This window comes from Acidovorax sp. sif1233, assembly GCF_019218755.1.
Lineage (GTDB): Bacteria > Pseudomonadota > Gammaproteobacteria > Burkholderiales > Burkholderiaceae_C > Acidovorax.
Genome location: NZ_JAHUWZ010000011.1, coordinates 67,443 through 85,395, shown reverse-complemented (window position 1 = coordinate 85,395; position 17,953 = coordinate 67,443). Strand labels below are relative to the sequence as shown.

The 17,953-nt window shown below is 55.9% G+C and carries 16 protein-coding genes; 12 read left to right on the top strand and 4 right to left on the bottom strand.

From position 1 onward, the window contains the following. Positions 1 to 96 precede the first annotated feature (96 nt). The 5 genes from KW843_RS24960 (at position 97) to KW843_RS24940 (ending at position 5,978) form a co-directional block, all read left to right on the top strand. The gene (locus KW843_RS24960) at positions 97 to 972 is read left to right on the top strand and encodes a tetratricopeptide repeat protein (RefSeq protein ID WP_218297822.1); all 876 of its coding nucleotides are present in this window, start codon (positions 97 to 99) and stop codon (positions 970 to 972) included. A gap of 21 nt (positions 973 to 993) precedes the next feature. Beyond that, positions 994 to 3,840: a fibronectin type III domain-containing protein gene (locus tag KW843_RS24955; protein ID WP_218297821.1), complete on the top strand. Its 2,847-nt coding sequence runs from the start codon at positions 994 to 996 to the stop codon at positions 3,838 to 3,840. A 14-nt stretch (positions 3,841 to 3,854) separates the two neighbouring features. Continuing rightward, the gene (locus tag KW843_RS24950) at positions 3,855 to 4,544 is read left to right on the top strand and encodes a hypothetical protein (protein ID WP_218297820.1); all 690 of its coding nucleotides are present in this window, start codon (positions 3,855 to 3,857) and stop codon (positions 4,542 to 4,544) included. A gap of 73 nt (positions 4,545 to 4,617) precedes the next feature. Then, a complete protein-coding gene (locus KW843_RS24945; RefSeq protein ID WP_218297819.1) occupies positions 4,618 to 5,403 on the top strand; it encodes a DsbC family protein in 786 nt (261 codons plus the stop codon). 230 nt (positions 5,404 to 5,633) lie between these two features. Beyond that, positions 5,634 to 5,978, top strand: coding sequence for a hypothetical protein (locus tag KW843_RS24940; protein WP_218297818.1), 345 nt, complete (start codon positions 5,634 to 5,636; stop codon positions 5,976 to 5,978). Between the two features lie 27 nt (positions 5,979 to 6,005). On the opposite strand, the gene KW843_RS24935 is transcribed toward KW843_RS24940, so the two are convergent. Genes KW843_RS24935 through KW843_RS24925 form a run of 3 tightly spaced genes read right to left on the bottom strand, consistent with a single transcriptional unit; the run spans position 6,006 to position 8,965 of the window. Beyond that, on the bottom strand, positions 6,006 to 6,974 hold the full coding sequence (locus KW843_RS24935; RefSeq protein WP_218297817.1) for a hypothetical protein: 969 nt from the start codon (positions 6,972 to 6,974) through the stop codon (positions 6,006 to 6,008). Continuing rightward, positions 6,964 to 7,662 (bottom strand): hypothetical protein, encoded by a 699-nt coding sequence (locus tag KW843_RS24930; RefSeq protein ID WP_218297816.1) that lies wholly within the window; start codon positions 7,660 to 7,662, stop codon positions 6,964 to 6,966. Before KW843_RS24930 ends, KW843_RS24935 begins: the two co-directional genes overlap by 11 nt. A 7-nt stretch (positions 7,663 to 7,669) precedes the next feature. Next, positions 7,670 to 8,965, bottom strand: a complete 1,296-nt coding sequence (locus tag KW843_RS24925; protein ID WP_218297815.1) for a GspE/PulE family protein — start codon at positions 8,963 to 8,965, stop codon at positions 7,670 to 7,672. 232 nt (positions 8,966 to 9,197) lie between these two features. Between KW843_RS24925 and KW843_RS24920 the strand changes: the two genes are divergently transcribed. The 4 genes from KW843_RS24920 to KW843_RS24905 all read left to right on the top strand — a co-directional run bounded on the left by KW843_RS24920 (position 9,198) and on the right by KW843_RS24905 (position 13,687). Then, complete coding sequence (locus tag KW843_RS24920) at positions 9,198 to 9,584, top strand: hypothetical protein (RefSeq protein WP_218297814.1); 387 nt, start codon at positions 9,198 to 9,200, stop codon at positions 9,582 to 9,584. A gap of 2 nt (positions 9,585 to 9,586) precedes the next feature. After that, positions 9,587 to 10,456: a hypothetical protein gene (locus KW843_RS24915; RefSeq protein ID WP_218297813.1), complete on the top strand. Its 870-nt coding sequence runs from the start codon at positions 9,587 to 9,589 to the stop codon at positions 10,454 to 10,456. Between the two features lie 22 nt (positions 10,457 to 10,478). Beyond that, a complete protein-coding gene (locus KW843_RS24910; protein WP_218297812.1) occupies positions 10,479 to 12,938 on the top strand; it encodes a hypothetical protein in 2,460 nt (819 codons plus the stop codon). A 224-nt stretch (positions 12,939 to 13,162) separates the two neighbouring features. Continuing rightward, positions 13,163 to 13,687 (top strand): AAA domain-containing protein, encoded by a 525-nt coding sequence (locus tag KW843_RS24905; RefSeq protein WP_218297811.1) that lies wholly within the window; start codon positions 13,163 to 13,165, stop codon positions 13,685 to 13,687. Here the strand turns inward: KW843_RS24905 and KW843_RS24900 are convergent. Next, the gene (locus KW843_RS24900) at positions 13,684 to 14,238 is read right to left on the bottom strand and encodes a helix-turn-helix domain-containing protein (RefSeq protein WP_370628537.1); all 555 of its coding nucleotides are present in this window, start codon (positions 14,236 to 14,238) and stop codon (positions 13,684 to 13,686) included. The genes KW843_RS24905 and KW843_RS24900 overlap by 4 nt on opposite strands. A 111-nt stretch (positions 14,239 to 14,349) precedes the next feature. Here KW843_RS24900 and KW843_RS24895 point away from each other — a divergent pair, with 111 nt between their 5' ends. From KW843_RS24895 to mobH, 3 genes are read left to right on the top strand one after another with little or no spacing between them, the layout of a single operon-like run. Then, the gene (locus KW843_RS24895) at positions 14,350 to 14,643 is read left to right on the top strand and encodes a hypothetical protein (RefSeq protein WP_147455736.1); all 294 of its coding nucleotides are present in this window, start codon (positions 14,350 to 14,352) and stop codon (positions 14,641 to 14,643) included. A 15-nt stretch (positions 14,644 to 14,658) separates the two neighbouring features. Further along, positions 14,659 to 15,135 carry a FlhC family transcriptional regulator gene (locus KW843_RS24890; protein ID WP_121944246.1) on the top strand — a complete coding sequence of 159 codons (477 nt, stop codon included), beginning with the start codon at positions 14,659 to 14,661 and terminating at the stop codon, positions 15,133 to 15,135. Between the two features lie 3 nt (positions 15,136 to 15,138). Next, positions 15,139 to 17,928: a MobH family relaxase gene (gene mobH / locus KW843_RS24885; protein ID WP_218297809.1), complete on the top strand. Its 2,790-nt coding sequence runs from the start codon at positions 15,139 to 15,141 to the stop codon at positions 17,926 to 17,928. Positions 17,929 to 17,953: the final 25 nt, after the last annotated feature.

Here is a 17,953-nt window from a genome sequence, read left to right as displayed (position 1 = left end):
ATCGAAACGTTCGGTTTTTGCTTGCTTTTTAGGGGTGTTTGCGGGGGTCGGTCTTCCTACCATCTTCTCATCTTCATTTTCAGATGAGTCAGAAGAATGGACAAGACCAAGGCTGTTCGAGCAGAGGTGATTCGCCGACTGCTGGCGGTTTCAGCGGTGTTCCTGCTTGGGGCCGGTGCGGCTCACGCCTGCTCAGCCAACCTGACCCAGGCACAGGTTGACCAGGCTAACCAACTCCTTGACCAGAACCGGTCGAAAGACGCTTTTGCTCTCATGTACCCACTATCAAAGCAGGGCAGTGGTGGCGCTAACCGCTTCCTGTCAGAGATGTACGAGAAGGGTAGGGGCGTCAAGCAAAGCTCATTCATGAAGCGGCATCTGAATTGGATGGGAGCCCAGGACAGTGACCCGGCCGCTATGTATCGGACCGCCGTTGACTTCTTTGAGCGAGGTCACCGCAAAGATGGCGAATACTGGGCCAAACGAGCTATTGAATGTGGCAGTTCTGAAGCATTGGTAATGCTGGCTGAGAGATATATCGATGGTGGGCGAATTGAGGAAGCTCGTCCTTTGATTGAAAACGGTTTGGATAAATCAATACCAAGAATTAAGTTCATTGTTGCTGAGCAGTATGAAAAAGGTGGAATGGGTCTCGAAATAAATCCCCATTTGGCATATACCTGGTATTACCTTGCCGCAAAAGATGGTGTTGCAGAGGCGATGACTGCAATTGGATACTTTTTCGCGCAGGGGATTCATGGCGTTCAAGATGATGTCGCAGCAGTTGAGTGGTATCACAGGGCTTCTCAAGCCGGTGACATTAAGGCAATTACAGCCTACGCCTGGATGGTGGAGAACGGTAAAGGCACTCAACCAGACCCGGAAAATGCGAGAAGGCTTTACGCCGTGGCTGCAAGTAAGGGAGATGTGAATGCGGCAGCGTTCATGTCCAAATTGGCAAAATCAAAGTAAACCGTCCAAGTCGAGGATAATATGAAGAAACTCTTCCAAAAAATTCTGCTCGCTTTTGGATTTTTGTGGTTTTCTACGTATGCGATTGCGTTTACTTCAATTGCAACGAATAAATCAACTAGCCCTGTCGCTATCAGGTTTTATGCCAACTCTAGCTCAGGTGGCGCAATGGTCCAGCAAGGTGGTGAAGTTACCTTGAATCCTGGCCAGTCAAGAAGCTTCACAGGTACGTATGCAGGTGAATATTACGTAAAAAATAACGGAATTGATACGGTTTTACCGGTTGTCGTAGACAGCAGTTATAACGAAATTTCCTATGGTGATCTTCCACAAGGAAATGGGGTGTATTCGGTCTTTATTGGTGGGGGGGCCAATCTAGAAATTCGGACCACTGCTCCCGCCCAATGCCCGGCATCGTCTGTAAGTTGGGGAACGGGAAATTTCTGTTCGGCGGTTCCGACCCAAACGAACTCAGGTGGGACTTTAAACTTAGTCAATGCTGTTGCCGGTGCCAACGGCACGGCCGTGGCATCTTGTTCTGCAGGTACATGGACTGTTACCAGTTCTGCTTGTACTGCGAACCTGACTACCCCTATTGGTCTTTTCGCTACGGACGGCGCAAACACTGGAAGCATAAGTATCAGTTGGGGTGCCGCATCTGGAGCTGCCACTTACCGCTTGCAGCAGCGCAAACAGGGAACCTCTACTTGGACTGATTTGGTGGCATCCGCCGCTACTACCTACAACTGGACTGGTCGAACCGACGAAAGTGTTTTTGAGTTTCAAGTGAGGGCAGAGAATGCCGTGGGCACATCGGCATGGAGTGCTATAGAAACTGGGTACATCAGGCCAGCGATGGCACCAGTATTTGTTTCACAAACCGGTATCCCCGCGAAAATTGGTATTGGTCAATCGTTCACGTTCTCGCAAGTCTGGAAAAACACCGGCTCAGAAACATGGACCGGCACCGCTTACGGTACATCGCATCACGCGACGAACGGCGCTATTCAATGGGGTGTAGGCTTCACCTCGTTCACTGGTTCTACTGCAACAAATGCCCAGGTCACGACAACAATGACCGGCACGGCGCCGTCTGCAGCCGGGACCTACACGCTGCAGCGAGTTATGCAGAAAAGTGGAACAAGCTACGGCGCTCCTTCCACTGCAGCAACGGTGGTTGTGTACGACACACCCAAATGCACGGCGGTGAATACCGATGTGTCCACGACATTCAATCCGACAGGAACTGTCACGGCAACCCTCGCTGGTGCTTCGTCAGTCGAGACGGCTGTGCTTCGAGTGTGGGGTGAGATCAAAGGGGAGTCCAATGGTGTCGATTACCCATTGAGCTTCAACGGTACTAACTGGGTTGCCACCTTCCCTGTTGCCCCACATCTTTCACCTGACGAGGTGAAGATCAACCTCAAGGCATCGGTATCGAACAGTGTTTTCGCATCGAGTGTTTGCGCCACGTCTACTCTCGTATATCAGCAGCTTCCGTTGCCTGCGGTCACATTGACACCCACATTCGGCACTTTTGGAGACGCTGCCCGCCAAGGCTTCGTGGTTAATCGAGCTGGTGGTGAGTTCGCGAAAATCAACGTCGATCTTGGTGCCTTCTCCAGCAGTCTCAAGGCCCGCGTCGAAGTGCTTGATCCTGCGGAAGGTCTGCTGAATGTCGCTTTGAACGGCATCAATGCGGGCCAGCAAACTTCAGTCCTCATGGCTTCGTCCACCCTGAACTCAACCCCATCATCTTGGCAGCAGGTGAACGCTTCTATCCGCGTTTCCTACGCTGATCCAGCCGCAGCAGCCCAAGGAAAAGTAGTCGTTGTGCCCATTGCTTGGACGGTCGCCCCCGCAGGGCTGACGGTGACGGCATCGGGAATCAAGGCTTCGACCCCCACGGTGAGTGCGTCGATTGCACCCTCCGGTGGCGCCTTCAGTTCTAGTCTTCATGGTGCCTTCAATGGCTACCTCAGGCTGGCCCCGAACGCAGGTACTGTTGGGGCCTCACAAGATGTCTCATCTGATGGCACTTGGACTATCGGTAACCTGGACTACGCCCAGCTGTATGCCGCCCAACTTGTTGCTGTCGCCAGAGCCGTCCCCCCTGCCGGAATCACCCTCTTCAATCCGCTCGAATTTGTCAGTCCCGCGTTCGGATTGCCCGTTCAGGCACCATTGACGGTTACAGCAACAGATGGAACTCGTGAGAACGATGTGCAGGTGATTTGGCCAGCCGTAGCGACTGGTAGCGCCATTCGATATCGTGTCTTTCGAGACGCAGCAGAGGTCACGCCCGCGACGGGTATTTCTGGTATCGAGTTCATCGACATACCGCCGACTCGGGGAACGACCTACACCTACACGGTCAAGACCATGATCAACAACGTGGTGAGCCAGAGCGAAGCGAGCGATACGGGATTCGTTCCTGCCTGCCGTGCGGCCCGCCTGATCGGCGCCAGCCTCAATGCCGACATGTCGGCCATCAATGGCCTCATTGAGCGCTGGGAGTGCCTGGAAGATGCTACAGGCTCGGGTGCGGTGGATGCCGGCACAGCATCCGCAGTGCCGATCACGGGTAGCGCCACCTACCGCAGCTTCAGCTACGTCCTGGACCCAGCCTTGGCCGATGGAGCGCACGTCCTGCACCTGGGTATCGATTCGAAGGGCGTGGTGATCAACGCGGCCCGCACCTACGACATCCCTTTCACGCTGGGTCGGTCCTCGATCTCGCTTAAGAGCCTGACGATCCTCTATGACGGGTCTACAGCGCAACCAGGCCTGGAAGCTTCGTCCATCGGTCGCTTCGGTGCCCGCATGGAGGGCGGTTCGGGCCTTGGCTTCGCCGAAGAGATCAAGTGAACGAGGGAATTTCTATGGACCAGATCGGCTTTAGCCGCCGAGTTTTTGTGCTGCTTGCGGGGATCACGGCGGTTCAGTCCCTTGCAAACGCGCAGCAAGCAAACGGTATTCGCGGTGGCGGAATGACGGAGCAGCAAAAAATGCTGATTCCGTCCCTGCCAGTCTTTCCATGGCTCAGTATTGCCGAGACCAAGAAGACGCAGGTGCGTTCTCCGATCCAATCTCTGATCAGCTCTCATCAGGGCTATGTCATGGTGACTGACGGCCAGTCGGTTGAGACTGGAGGCGCCTTCATCAATCTGGCCACCTCAAGCAAACAGGGCCTGCTCGGAATCGACGGTTGCTCAATGATCAACCTCGACTTTGGTCCCGATGAGAAAGCACAACTTGTGTCGTTGTCCATTGACCGTGGATGGCGGAACAAGAATGTCCAGCCCTTGATTTCAAGCCTTACTGGTCGCTACGCGGCGATCACTCCGCCCATCTTCATCCGTGATGGTGAAAGCGAGGCCACTGATGCAACCGTCCTTTTCGACATCGGGCGTTTCGTAGTCGAAGCCTTGATTCCTCAACACGGAACCCTGCTGACCGTGAATTTCACGACCAAGGATCTCCTGGCCAAGCTTCGGACGGCTGATCGCACCATAGACCTCATCAGGCCCTATCTCCAAATTCCATCACGGCCAACCTCTGCAAAAAGCTAGTTGAAACCTATTGAAATGCAATTCAAATGCATCTAACATTGCAATAGACAAACAATTAACAACAGCTAATTAAATGACAATGCTCAAGCAATTCAGAATCATTCTTGCATCCGCAGCACTGGCCGTGGCCACTCTCTCTGTGACTGCGCTTCCTGCTCATGCCTCAGGGGAGCGTGCTCCCCAAGTGGCGTCGAAGTCGGATGTGGATGCTCTTTCCGCGAAGCTGCGCAAGTCGATGCCGGGTTTGGTCATCGACTCGATCAAACCTGCCCACATCCCAGGCCTCTGGGAGCTGGTGTCGGGTGGGGATGTGGCGTATGTCACCCCTGATGGCGTCTACATGATTCAAGGGACCATGTTCAACGTCCAAGAACGCCGTAACCTGAGTGAGGACGCCTTGACGGATCAGCGGGTCAAGGCCATGGGCAGCATCAGCAAGGATGCGTTGATCGTGTATCCGGCGAAAGGCAAGGCCAAGCACACCATCACCGTTTTCACGGACCCTTCATGTCCGTTCTGCAAGCGCCTGCATTCGGAGGTGGCTAGCTTGAACGATCTGGGCATTACCGTTCAGTACGCCCCCTATGCCCGCTCTGGCAACGGAACCCTGACAAGCCGCCAGCTCCAAGAAGTGCTCTGCTCAGCAGATCCCCGCCAGACCATGGACGGGTTCATGGACGCGCCACATAAAAATGCGTCGGGCGCAGACTGCAAGGCCGCGCAGGAACTGGTCCAGATGTCCAAGGTGGCCAATCAAGTTGGTCTCAAGGGTACGCCTCACATCGTTGCCGACAATGGAAAGGCTTTTTCGGGCTACATGCCTGCCAAGGAACTGCTGGCGGCTTTACAGGCGAAGTAACCAAGAGTTCGCAATACGGACTTTTTTACTTGTTGGTAAATATCATTTAGGCCGATACTCAAATTTCCTCCGACCCTCCCGCCTCAGTTAGAGGCTTAGCCGCCCGAGAGGGCGGTTTTTTTTGCCGCGACTTCCTTAATTCATCATTAAGGAACGTATGTCGCCTCACTTCAACCAAATAAGTAATACAACTGATTACAAATTGGCTTGTATGCACGACAATTCATAGCATGATCGAATCAGGAAACCATCTTGATCTCTCATTCCGAATTCCTCCCAGCCTGTCCTTTGCGGACCTGCAGCTTCGGTGGGGATCGGATGGGCAGGTCCTTTTCGAATGGTCAGCCATTGAACAGCTATGCGAAGCCTCGGGTGTTGACGTAGACCTTTTTAAGTTGACTGACACGTCCAATGTTGCGCGTCTCATAAACCATTGGTACGAAATCCACCGGGGCAATGGCGGCGCCATTGATCTAGTGAAAGAAGAGGCTATGAGCTACGGTGCTCATCTTTCATGGCGGGCAGAGACGCCTCAATCCCCCTGTCCTCTCACCCAACAAAAAAGCGCCAGTTGATTGGCGCTTTTTAACGTTGGGTAAAACCTATTTGCTCGTCAGCAGCTTCTTCCATTCCGGCGCTGAAAGTGGCACCGGGACGTTGCTGGTTTTCCCACCGGAGCCTATGTAGATCAGGGGCAGGGTGTCCAGTTTGGCCAAGAGGGCTTGGGTCGAGTTTGTGTCCAGCTTGAAGATGCCAGTCCCCAGCATTTGCTTGGTGCCGGCGTCGTTCCCCAGTTTGCGTGGTTGGAGCCAAGCAGTCTTTTCGCCAGCCCGAGCGAACTCCACCAGGCGCGCAATACCATCACCACTCATGGCGTGAGAGCCATAGGCAATCGCCATTGCAGCGCCAGACAACTCGTTCTTGGCATTGGTCACCATGATGAACTTGACCGTGCGCGGGTTGTCACCAGACGCCATGAGCGACCTGTGCATCTGCACCACATTCAGGAAGCTGTCCCTCCCAGCTTGCGGCCCCAGATCGACCACGAATGTGAGGGGTGGGGCGTTCGTCTTCCCACCTGGCATGTCGATGCTGTGCATCTCCTCGGGCCGCAGCGCCTTCGCAGGGCTTTCCGCGAGCTGACCACGCAGGTAGCGTTCCAGATCCATGCTCACATCTCGGCCGCGCTTCATGTCGATGGCCATGCCAACGAAAAGGTATTCCTGAGCGGCGTCCGAGTAGAAGAAGTAGAGCTGCTGCTTCCCGTCTGGGTGATCGTCACTGAACTCCGTTCCCTCCACCACAAAGGCATCGAGGCCTGCAAACACCTTGCTGACCTTGTGGACGACTTTGGGGTTTTCGATGCGGACTTTGGCATCGGAGCCCAGCATGTCGTTGAGTTTGCGCGAATCCTTGAGCCACTGAGGGATCTCTTCGGCCGCAGGTGCCTGCAGTTTGGGGGGCTTGCCGTTGGAGCCCTTGAAATAGTCCGACAGGGGGGTGGTCTGGGCCACCGCCACGGACAGCGAGAGGCTTGCGACCAACAGGGATGCCAGCTTGTTAAAGCGCATGGGTGTCTCCTTGGACAACGCGGCTGACAATGCCGTTCAGAAGCAGCAGCATGTGCTGGGGATTGCCCTGTGAATGGTCGGGATTGACCACATAGCGACCGCCGATGGCCACGGAGGGGGTGGCGGTCAACTGGTAGGTTTTGATCGCGCTGACGTGGGCTGAAAGTTTCTTCTCGATGCCCTTGCCCTTGGTACGCAGAAACTGCTGCATCTCGCGCTGGTTGACCCCAGCCTGTACCAGGGCGTCCAGTACATCGTCCATCGTCATTTTCGAGCTGGGAAGGATGCTGGACATGGGGTCGCCCTGGATGGCCGTGTACATGGCGTAGTCAAAGGCGGGCAGGGACTTGGGAGCGAGGGATTGGCCGATCAGCCGTCCAACCACGGCCATCGCAACCTTCGGGTTTTCGCCGTCAGGGATGACGGGGTAAGCATCGAAAGTCACGCCAGATGGCAACGATGCACCCCAGCTCACGAGGCCGTTGTGATACCGCAAGCAGAAAGGGCAGTCGTAGGCAAAGAGTAGGCGAACGCGCTTGCGATCCCCCGCGATGGGCTGTGCAAGCACGTCATAGGGTTTCGCGTCAGGCGCTGGGGCCTGTGGTTGTGGAGCCTGGCTGCGCAGTTGAGCGAGGGCGGGAGCTGCAGCTGTTGCCGCCAGCAAAGACAGGATGGTTCTTCGTTGCATGGGTTTCCTAATCGGTAGCGTCTTCCGACACGACCATGGCTGAGCCGGTGACGGCCATGGCCTCTCCGACGCTGGTGATCCCTCTCGCAACGAGCCGGTAGGCATCGTGCGACAGGGTGCGGTACTGGGGCTGCAGGGCTGCTGCTGCCTTGAGTGCTTTGAGATCGCCGTGCTCGACGGCGATGCGGACTTCTGGGGTTGCCAGGATGATTTCAAACACAGGGGTACGGCTGAGCCATCCGTCATGGCAATGGCTGCACCCCGATGGGTTGTTGGTGTAGATCAGGCCAATGGCGTCGATTTCCTGCTCCGAAACGCCGGCTTCAATGATTTGGGAGCGGATATACCCGTCGAGAGGCTGCTGCTGGCGGCAATAGGGGCAAAGAGTCCTCACAAGCCGTTGGGCGAGAAAGCCTCCGAGAGCCGCTGAGAGAGCGTTTGGGTCCACCTCCAAGTCCAGCATCCGGTTCAGGGTCACTGTCGCGGAGTTGGCGTGCAAGGTGGAAAGGACAATGTGTCCAGTCAAGGCCGCTTGGGTGGCCAGGCCTGCCGTTTCTTCATCGCGGATTTCGCCCACCAGAATCACATCCGGGTCTTGGCGAAGCATGGCGCGCAAGGCCCGTGCAAATGTCAGCTTCAGGTTTGTTGCGGCCTGGACGATACCCTGGATGCGAAATTCAATCGGGTCCTCAATCGTCATAGTCTTGACGGCTGGGGAATTGATCTGTTTGAGGATGCCGTAGAGCGTCGTTGTCTTGCCGGAGCCCGTGGGCCCAGTGACTAAAAAGAGTCCTTGCGGCTGCGAAATGACATGCCGGATGGCTGAACGGATGTCCTCTGGCATTTGCAGCTCATCCAGAGTGACCAGATGGGCCGATTGATCAAGCAAACGGCAAACAACTGACTCGCCAGAGCCCAGCGGGAGCACGCTTACACGCACGTCCACCACCCGGCCGTCAACAGCGAAGGCAAATTTGCCGTCCAGCGGGGCCATCCGCTCCACGAGCGACATCTTGGACTTCATTCGGATTTTCGCGTTGAAGTCCGCTGACAGTTGCCTGCTCACCACATCAACGATCTCCAGGACACCTCGATTGCGAAAGCGGATGAAGCAGTTGTCTCCGCTGTCCTCGAAATGCACATCGCTCACACCCTCTCGTGCTGCGCGAGGGAAGAGTTCGTTGAGGTATTCCACCGCCTTCTTGTCGTTCCCGCCCGTCGAGATGAAGTGCAACGGTTCGTTGGAGTGATGTGGGTTCCCTCCCGCTGGTGATTTTTTGAGGACAGCATCAGCGAATGACATGTGTGAATTGCTCCATCGAGAAAGTGTAATTGTCTGTTGCAATGCGGCATCAAGTCAAGAAATTGAACTCTATACATGCAGAGTGTGAACTTAACTTGGTGCAATTGATAATTGTATAAATGCAATTGTCAATTGCAACTAAAGCAATTACAATGCAACTGCCCGCAATGAACCGGGGTCCAGCGAAAGTGCAAACATGACGAGAGCCCATACCGAGAGCCAGGCTTGCCAAGTGAGCGAACAGAGCGTCCTGAGAAAAATCTTTGGCGCCAAGAAGGTCTCGCGCATGGAGCGCGCCGCGCGTGCAAACCGAGTGCGAGAACTGTTGCTGTCGCTCAAGACGGCCGCGCTATCCATGGAACTATCCGAGCGTTTGGCCTTTGCGGAGTTGGTACAGCTGGCCAGGGACGAGCATCTGGCAGCGACAGAAGACGAGGGTGACGCTACGGAGGTTGAGTCGGTTTCGTTGCTGGTTCAAAAGATGGTGAGTGAACTAGACGCCTTGCGCGATGCGAACGCGAAAATGCATGCCATCGCCAAGCGACTGCAGGCAAAGGAATCAAGCTCACTGTGGACGCGACTTGTAGGCAAGATCGGCGTTCATAAAACCAAGGAATAAAAGTGTCAGTTCTCGCAGTCAGCACAGATCCAGTAGAGGGCGGTGACTTCATCACACGCTGGAAGTGGAAGACCAACCCGAACTCTCGCCCCATACAGGGGAGCCTCCGGGTGAGCGTGAATGAGGTGCATGCCTCTGACCGCGCGGCATTGGCTGAAATCCATGCCCTTCACTACTTGCTTGAAGTTCGCGAAATCCACGGCGAAAACAGGCTCGGCACGGACATGCGGGTATGCCTCTCATCCAGCGCTGTTCGCAAGGCGCTTTTGAAGGGATCGCTGAAGGTTCACGGAACTGGCAAGGCTGAGAGCGCCGCAGTGGGAGCTGCAGCAACCTTCTTGGCAACCAAATATTTCGAAGCGACCTACGAGGTGCAACGTTGGAAAGATGAAGAACCTAAGGCTGTAGAGCCTGAGATGCTTCTTTCTCTGGGGCCAAGGTTTCCGCGAGTGGAGCTGCAGTGCGGCTTGCTCAATCGCCCCGTCCAGATCACCAGGCACGCAATGCACCGCTGGGTTGGAAGAATCAGCGAAGGCCTCGACCGGTACTCGGAAAACGACCTGTCCAAGATACCGGATGCTCGATGGACCAAGGCCTGGCGCACTTTAGCTGGGGTGCTCAATCACAAAGGATTGCTTCGCGCAGATCTGCTGCCAGAGGTTGCAAGGAAGTATCAGCAGCGATACGGCATGTCCTGCGTCTATCTGCATTTCTCTGACGCGATGGCCGTATTTGTTCTGGCCGATGGTCCTCAGGGATTAGACCTTGTGACTGTCACCAAAACCAACCCACACACGCCCATTCTTTCGCAGCAACGGTTCATGGTGGGGCAGCAAATCAAAACGAGTCGCGGCACCATCGACACGCCTTGAGCGTGTAGTGAGGGGGAACACAGTGAATAGCAACGTACTGGAATTTTGGCAAGCCATTGAGGCGCTGACCCCGCAAGACGCATTGCGCGTCAATCCGAGTGACGTTGCTTGCCCCGTGTATGGCATCAAGCAATCCATAGACCACTCATTCCCGTGGAGAGACCCAGAACACCTTGCAAAGCCTATAGAGGCCAACATGGTCTGGGTCTACGACGCGCAATGTGGACTGTACGAGACCCATGCACTTTCGGCCCTTGTTGTCGAGGCGCTATCGCGCGATGTGGATGAGGAAGAAGGCGACAAGCGAGATGGAGTTGCACGACTCTTTGACCTCCGCTTTGATCACACCGGTATGCCGGTTGTGCAGTCGTTCTCCTTGTCTCTCTCGGCATGGGCGTCTGGCTTCATGTTGCGTGATGGGGCAACGTTGGACGAGTTGCTAGAAGGCGGTGAATGCGGTCACGATGATCTGCCAGAGCCGTCAAGTGAAGTCCAGAATCCACAAAGCGGTTTCACAGGTTTCAATGTGATCTCCATGGGCCTCTCGCAGTGGCTTGCTCATGAGGTTGAACGGTTCCATGAACACCAGGAGCAACCTTCCTGCCAGTGGCTGCATGCGCTCGTGATTAAGGTCGCTTCGCACCTGAATATCCCGCACCACGTAGTTCATCCAAACACGACTGCCCGTGTACGTGCCACGCGCACCCGCAAAGACCAGGCCCAGGACAGAAACGAATCTTCCGAGGGACTTTCAAGCTTCTATGCAGCGGATCTGCGGAAGATCACCGCAGCAGTGGAGCGTGGGGATTTCGGAAAGGGGCTGCGACAGTTTCTTGACGGTGGAGCGGTGGCAAAAATCCGCGCCCGCGTGGATGTTCGTGAGGAGGGGAACAACCATCTTCTTGCCGAAGCTCTGTCGCCCAAAAAGATGCCGAAAGGCCGGTGGCCCGCCGACCACGCACTGGCATTTAGCCAGCAGTTCGCGGTGAACAGCATTTTCTCTTCGCTAAGGAATGATGCTGGTCTCTTCTCTGTGAACGGCCCTCCAGGCACGGGCAAAACGACACTTCTGCGCGACATCGTTGCTGAGGTTGTCACCGAGCGTGCAAGCGTCCTGATGAAGCTTGGTGACGAGGCGTTTGGATCAAAGAGCATTGTCAAGATCGGTGAGATCGCGGCGCCCTTTTATCCACTGCACGAGAGTCTGCGGGGATTCTCGATTGTGGTGGCCACCAACGGAAACGGTGCTGCAGAAAATGTGACCTTGGAAATGCCTGGGCGAGACGCAGTGCCAGCTAGAGTTGCGGATCGTGGAAGTTACTTCCCCGAGCTTGCTGAGATCGTTTCCGGTAAATCGGCATGGGGACTTCTTGCCGCCCCCCTTGGCAACAGACGCAATCGCACTGACTTTGTGTCGCGTTTCTGGTGGGGTCAGCGAAGCAAGAGGCAAGAGGGTGCAGCAGCACAACCCATGCGCGAACACCTTCGCGGCCTTGTGAGTGGTGACATCGCACCTCGCATTGACTGGGGAACCGCTGTTGCCCGTTTCAAGGCCGCACTGAAGCATGAAGCCGCGTGCCGCAAGCGGGTGTCTGAAGCCGCTGAAATGCCAGCAAAGATTGCCCAGCTCGTGTCAGAAGCACAGCAGGCTGAGTGCAGTTTGCGAGATGCGGAAGTGGAGCAATTCGAATCTCGTGATTCGCTTTCAAAAGCTGAGATCCGTCTGTCTGAACTCAATGGTTCTCTTGCTAAGGCCGAGGAGCATGAATCACATGCCAGAGATGCCCTGGCACGGCATGAAGACTGCGCTCCCGGCCTGTGGCACACGCTGACTACCTTGGGTAAGGCGAGAGCCTTGTGGCGTTCCGACAGGGAGGGGCTGGTCACGAATCTCGATATCGCGAGGAGTTGGGTGACCCAATGGCGTGACCAATCTAGCCAATTGGAGCGCTTGATATTGGATCTGCGTGTCAGCGGAGCCCGTCTCAACTTGAGGGTTGGCGCTGCGACCGCCCATGCTTCAAAGCTCAGAACTCTTCGGGCGGAACTTGAGAGCGATCTTGGTCGGGCGATGAATCAACTCGGGGGCGCATGGCTTGATGTTGACATGGACCAGGAGCAGCGTGAGCACGTAACGCCTTGGGGCGAACCAAGATGGCTGGCAGCGCGCGAGGAAGTGTTCCTGGCGGCTCTTGAGCTTCATCGGGCTTTCTTCGAGGCGCACCCCGTACAGATGGCGGCCAATTTGGCTATCGCCTGTGACTGGCTGGCGGGCAAACGGGTTGACGGCAACCTCGTCGCCCCTGCACTTGAATCGCTCTGTCTGGTAGTTCCAGTCGTGTCCGCCACGTTCGCCTCCTTCCCTCGAATGTTTGCGAAGGCGCCCCGTGAATCCATTGGCTATGTGCTGGTTGATGAGGGCGGCAGGCCCAAGCTGCCCACGTTGCGTGCGCAGTGTGGCGGGCGCGTCGAACTGTCATAGTGGGAGATCCCCTGCAACTGGAGCCTGTTGTCACCGTACCCGAGGGCATAGAGTCAGAGCTTGCCCGCCACTATGGGGTGGACACGCCGTGGATGCCAAGCTGGAACTCGGCCCAGGGATTGGCGGATCTGTCCTCACGGTTCGGCACCTACCTTGGAACAGTGCCTGGAGACAGGCTGTGGGTCGGTTGCCCACTGCGTCTCCATCGGCGATGCGCTCCCGAAATGTTCCGTATCAGCAATGAGGTGGCCTACGATGGGCTGATGGTCTTCGGGACGCCCGCCCGAGGTGATGTGCCGTGGCCCGCTACGGCATGGTATGACGTGAAAGCTACGACCAGCGAAGGGCATTGGGTGGATGCTGAGGGCCAGTGCCTACAAACACTGATCGGGGATCTGCTGGAGCGGGGTGTAGCGAAAGACCAGGTGGCTTTGATTTCCCCATTCAGGGACTGTGCCGCTCGACTTCGCCGAATTGCCAGGGTCTTCGATCTGGATGCCGGTAAGGTAGGCACCGTCCATACGGCCCAAGGCAAAGAAGCTGATGTCGTGATCCTGATCTTGGGCGGAAACCCGAAGTCATCGGGTGCCAAGGCTTGGGCTGCAAGCAAGCCGAACCTGCTCAACGTTGCCGTGTCCCGTGGCAAGAAGCGGCTCTATGTGATCGGTGATCGAAGCCTGTGGCGCCAGCACAGCTATTTCAGTGTGATGGCGCATCAGCTTGCAGTTCAGGATGCGTGCGTCGCCTAGTCGTTCGTTTCGTCAGTTCTGACAGGCGGTGGCAAGTCGCTGAATGGCTTAGACGCATCGGGCAGCAGATCCATGATGTGGCTGTCCAACAGCTCCTGGAAACCCGATGGGGTAGGGGGCGGGAGTAGATCGACGGTATGGGGGGCTGCAGCAGCACGTTTGAGTTCTGCGTGCTCTCTTGCTTCAGCGCTGCGAGCGATGAACCCGCGAGCCAGCATTTCGTATTTTGAGGGGTCCAGGACGCGCAGCCTCTCCAGAGTCCTGCACAACTCTTCGAGCACGTCATCCTTGGCCCAGTCAGGGGGCTCGTCAAGAGTCCAGAGCATTGGCTCTAGTCCAGTCAGGAGCCAATTGATGTTGACACCATGATTGCAGGCGGCTGCAAGAACTGCTGCGCCTGGAGCATTCATTCCAAGCTCGTATTTCCGATAGGTCGTCTTGTTGACTGACAACTTGTGGGCCATGTCATCCTGGGTCAAATGGACGGACCGACGCCACAAACGCAAACGCTTCCCAATCGCATCAGAGAGTTCTTTATTAGGGTTTTCCACAACTGAAAGATAGCTTATTTGCAACTTTTTGCCGTGTCTGGGTAGCAAAAAGGCGTGTTTCTTCGAACATTACGATACACTGCGAGCAAGATTTGTGAGTAAAGGTGAATCGTGACCCCAATCAAGGACGTTGCAGCATTGAACCGGATGTTCTTGCTGACCGCACAGCGCGTAGCTCGCTCTGGAACTGTCAATCTTGGCCCTATGGTGACTGGTATGTCCGAAGGTTTGCTAGAAAAAATCTCGACTATGAGCTTGGAAGAAATCGACAAACTCGCCAACGCTACGCCCATCACATTTTTCACAATGCGATTGGATGAAGAGTCGATGAAGCAAGTTTTGGACACGCCACCTTCAGCGGTGGGTGCATTGAGCGTTTCGGCGCTCGCCATGTCTGGTCGCTGATTCATTTTTTGCCCAATGCAACTCGCAAAGCTGGAGCAACTGCAGTACGCAAGAGAGCTGATTCAGGCAAAACTCAGACTCTCGATTGTTGCAGCGCTGACGGACCTCACACTCGAACCACTGCGCAAAATGTGGAAGGAAATCCACGGTGAGCGATCACCGAATGGAAAGCTGCCCGAATCAGCCCTTTCCTATGTGAAAACAGTGCAAATGGTGAGGAATTTGTCAGCAATTGTGCTTCTGCACCAGCGACTGCACAAGACAAAAGAAATACAGCCGCGAACACTGTTGCAGACTTGGCATGCTCACAACGCGCTTCTGGGCCAAGTAGATCCTTCCAACGTTCTCGACATAAATGCCGCGTACTACGCGCTCCGAGACGTTCGCTCTAACTTGCTGACTGTCATGCAGTGCAATAACTGCCGCATCAGCTATATCTATGACCGAGAGTTGAGCCTGACCTCTCACTGTCCGTATTGCAAGGGCGAGTAGGCGATGCAGTGGTTCAAGAGTCTCTTCACCCCTAAGGCCCCCGTCACTCCCAAAGCAACCCCGATACCGGCTGCAGTCGATTTCGAAGTGCCCCGCTATCCGCCCTTTATGAAGGGGTTGCCGACCATCGAGCCAGAGAGGTTGCTTGCGCAGCATCCTGAAATCCTGGCGCACTACAAGCGTAGCGTCATCGTCACTCCTGAACAGTACGAGCAGTTTTACATCGGGGCTCTGCGACGATTCGCTGCTTACGCACACCTCCTGCCCGCGTCCCAGACCCATCACCATCGTGGTGCTGGGGGGCTCTTGCGCCATTCGATGGAAGTCGCTCTGTGGTCGCTCCAGGGCGCGGACAACATGCTGCTCAGCATGGGGAAATCGCCAGCCCAGCGAAGAGCCATAGAGCCACGCTGGCAACTCACCGCATTTCTGGCAGGCCTATGCCATGACGTAGGCAAGCCCGCGACCGACATGACGATCACGGATAGTGATCGCAACATCACATGGAAGCCCCTCACTGAAGATCTCTATGAGTGGGCAAAGCGGAACAGCCTCAAGGCCTATTTCCTCGACTGGCGACCTGGCCGGGGAAAGCAGCATGTGTCTCTGTCGAATTTATTGGCCGAGCGAATCATCGGGCCCGAAGCCCTGCAGTGGATCGATGAGGGGGGCACAGAACTGGTCGTGTGGCTGATGGAAGCCCTGAGCGGGAATCCTGGCGCGACCAATCCACTGTATGACCTGGTGATCAGGGCCGACTCATCTAGTACCGAGCGCGATCTCAAGACCATGGGTGTAGCAATGGCTGGCTACGAACTGGGAGTGCCCATCGAGCGCCATCTGATGGATATCATGCGCCGCCTGATCAAAGAGGGCATCTGGCAAGTCAACGAGTTGGGTGCGCGCGTCTGGAACATCAATGGTGGCATCTACCTTGTCTGGCCAGCCTCTGGTGAAGAAATTGCAGCCAAGGTGCGCTCCGATGATCTGAAGGGGTTCCCCAGAACTCCTGACGGCATTCTCGACATGCTGCTCGAACGAGGCCTTGCCTTCGTCCGTGAGACCGGGGAGGAGAGATTCTGGAGAATTGTTCCTGCGGAACTTGAAGCCAAGATCCCCAACAAGTCTCTGGTCTGCATTCGATTGCGCGATGACGCAATGATCTCGTCTACCCCGATTGCCGCTGTAGCAGGGCGGCTACTCAATGGCGAGGATGAAGAGCCCAGCGGGGGGGGCGCACAAGCTGATGCCCCAGAAGAACCCACCTCACCAGTGCATGCAAGGGCCAAGCAGGACGCTGCAGGAGCAGTTCGCGATCCTCTGGCACCCCCACCAGACGGTCAGGCCAATGGCGCTGCGGGATCTGTAAAAACCTCAGTAGAGGCAATCAGAACTGCCACCAAGTCCACGCCCGACTCACCAGCGGAATTGACCACGGCAGCTGCACCAGCACCAGCCGAAGACTGCGAGACCCCCAAGCCACCTCTGCGTAAGCTGGACATCGACCCCGAAACTGGGGAGATTCTTGGAGTCGAAGCAAGCCCTGGTGAAGGTGGTAAGAAGCAACCGAAGGTGCGCCAGGTGCAAAAAGTCGGTTCGACCGATTCGCCAATGGCCATTTCGAAGCCAGTTGGAGTGAAGCTGAAATCAGCTGCAACCGAAGGTGCGGAAAGGGTTCCTGAGTTAACTGCACCCGACGAAGCCACTGCTCCTGAAGCCAACGGCACTGAATCGACAAAGAAGAAAAAGCGCAAGAAGGGCAACTTCACCCAACCACCTGAACTGGAGTTCTCCGGCTCAGTTGGCGAACTGTTCTTGGCTCTTGCAGACGATCTGCAGACAGGTGCGAAACAGTGGGGTGTCGATGTACGCGTGGACGAGCAAGAGATGGTTCTTCTGCGCTGGCCAGGCTGCTTCGCAAATTACGGTTTGACAGCAAAGACCATCCTTGACGAGTGCGGAAAGAATGGCTGGATCTGGGTTGACCAGGACATGCCGTTCGTCAAACTCGTGGACTCCAAATTTCAGGGTGAAGACAGCAAGGCCTTGCGGTTGATGCCAGAACCTGGTGACGCTCTGCTTTATCACGCGAAGTACAACCCCGATCTACACAGCAACCCTTCCGTGAAGGGGCGGGCCGAACGTCAGGATTCCCCAGGCGAGGCAGATGCGCTTCCACCAGTTGAAACAAATGAGGCTGCGCCCTCCGAGCACGATCAGTTTGAAAAGATGTCTGCACGACACTCGGAGCCCCAGGTGCAGGCCAAGGAAAAGGTCGTGTCTCGACCAGAGAGTTCCGGTCAACTCCCATTGTTGGACGGTTCGAAATCTGAAGATCGCAAAGAAGCGCGGTCAGAGAAGTCACCTGCAACTCCAAAGCCGCGAAAGGCTGCTCAAGCAAAAGCCGAAATCGCTTCCAATCAAGCGCGAATCGCGGCAAGTGCTCCGCAATCAATGGCTCCCAAGAGCCAGGCAACGGTCAAGCCAACCTCCCGTCAGCAGGTCACACCTGAAGATGCAATCCCCGATGATTCTGCTTCACCACTTGGCACTCTCGATCCGCGCGTTGCGGCAGTCTTTGGAGTTCTGGACGGATGCGCGGCGGACAAAGTGGAAGATGGGTGGCGCTACATCGACCGGATAGAGATGCGTAGCGCGGCACTCGCCGCTGGGATTGCGAAGGACCGGAAGGGTCTCAACGTCATCATTGAAGCCAACGCCAAAATATTCCAGGTGAAAGGGCAGCACATTCGCTACAAGCCCGCAGCCGCAGGATCGGCTGTGCAGGCCTGAGATTTGGGCGAGGGAGAACTACCCC

Bases quoted from the DNA above. Each gene is read 5' to 3' on its own strand.
- KW843_RS24930 (WP_218297816.1), bottom strand. From the start codon at position 7,662: ATGCAACGAAGAACCATCCTGTCTTTGCTGGCGGCAACAGCTGCAGCT.
- KW843_RS24960 (WP_218297822.1), top strand. From the start codon at position 97: ATGGACAAGACCAAGGCTGTTCGAGCAGAGGTGATTCGCCGACTGCTG.
- KW843_RS24940 (WP_218297818.1), top strand. From the start codon at position 5,634: ATGATCGAATCAGGAAACCATCTTGATCTCTCATTCCGAATTCCTCCC.
- KW843_RS24935 (WP_218297817.1), bottom strand. From the start codon at position 6,974: ATGCGCTTTAACAAGCTGGCATCCCTGTTGGTCGCAAGCCTCTCGCTG.
- KW843_RS24925 (WP_218297815.1), bottom strand. From the start codon at position 8,965: ATGTCATTCGCTGATGCTGTCCTCAAAAAATCACCAGCGGGAGGGAAC.
- mobH (WP_218297809.1), top strand. From the start codon at position 15,139: ATGCAGTGGTTCAAGAGTCTCTTCACCCCTAAGGCCCCCGTCACTCCC.
- KW843_RS24905 (WP_218297811.1), top strand. From the start codon at position 13,163: ATGTTCCGTATCAGCAATGAGGTGGCCTACGATGGGCTGATGGTCTTC.
- KW843_RS24890 (WP_121944246.1), top strand. From the start codon at position 14,659: ATGCAACTCGCAAAGCTGGAGCAACTGCAGTACGCAAGAGAGCTGATT.
- KW843_RS24945 (WP_218297819.1), top strand. From the start codon at position 4,618: ATGACAATGCTCAAGCAATTCAGAATCATTCTTGCATCCGCAGCACTG.
- KW843_RS24955 (WP_218297821.1), top strand. From the start codon at position 994: ATGAAGAAACTCTTCCAAAAAATTCTGCTCGCTTTTGGATTTTTGTGG.
- KW843_RS24950 (WP_218297820.1), top strand. From the start codon at position 3,855: ATGGACCAGATCGGCTTTAGCCGCCGAGTTTTTGTGCTGCTTGCGGGG.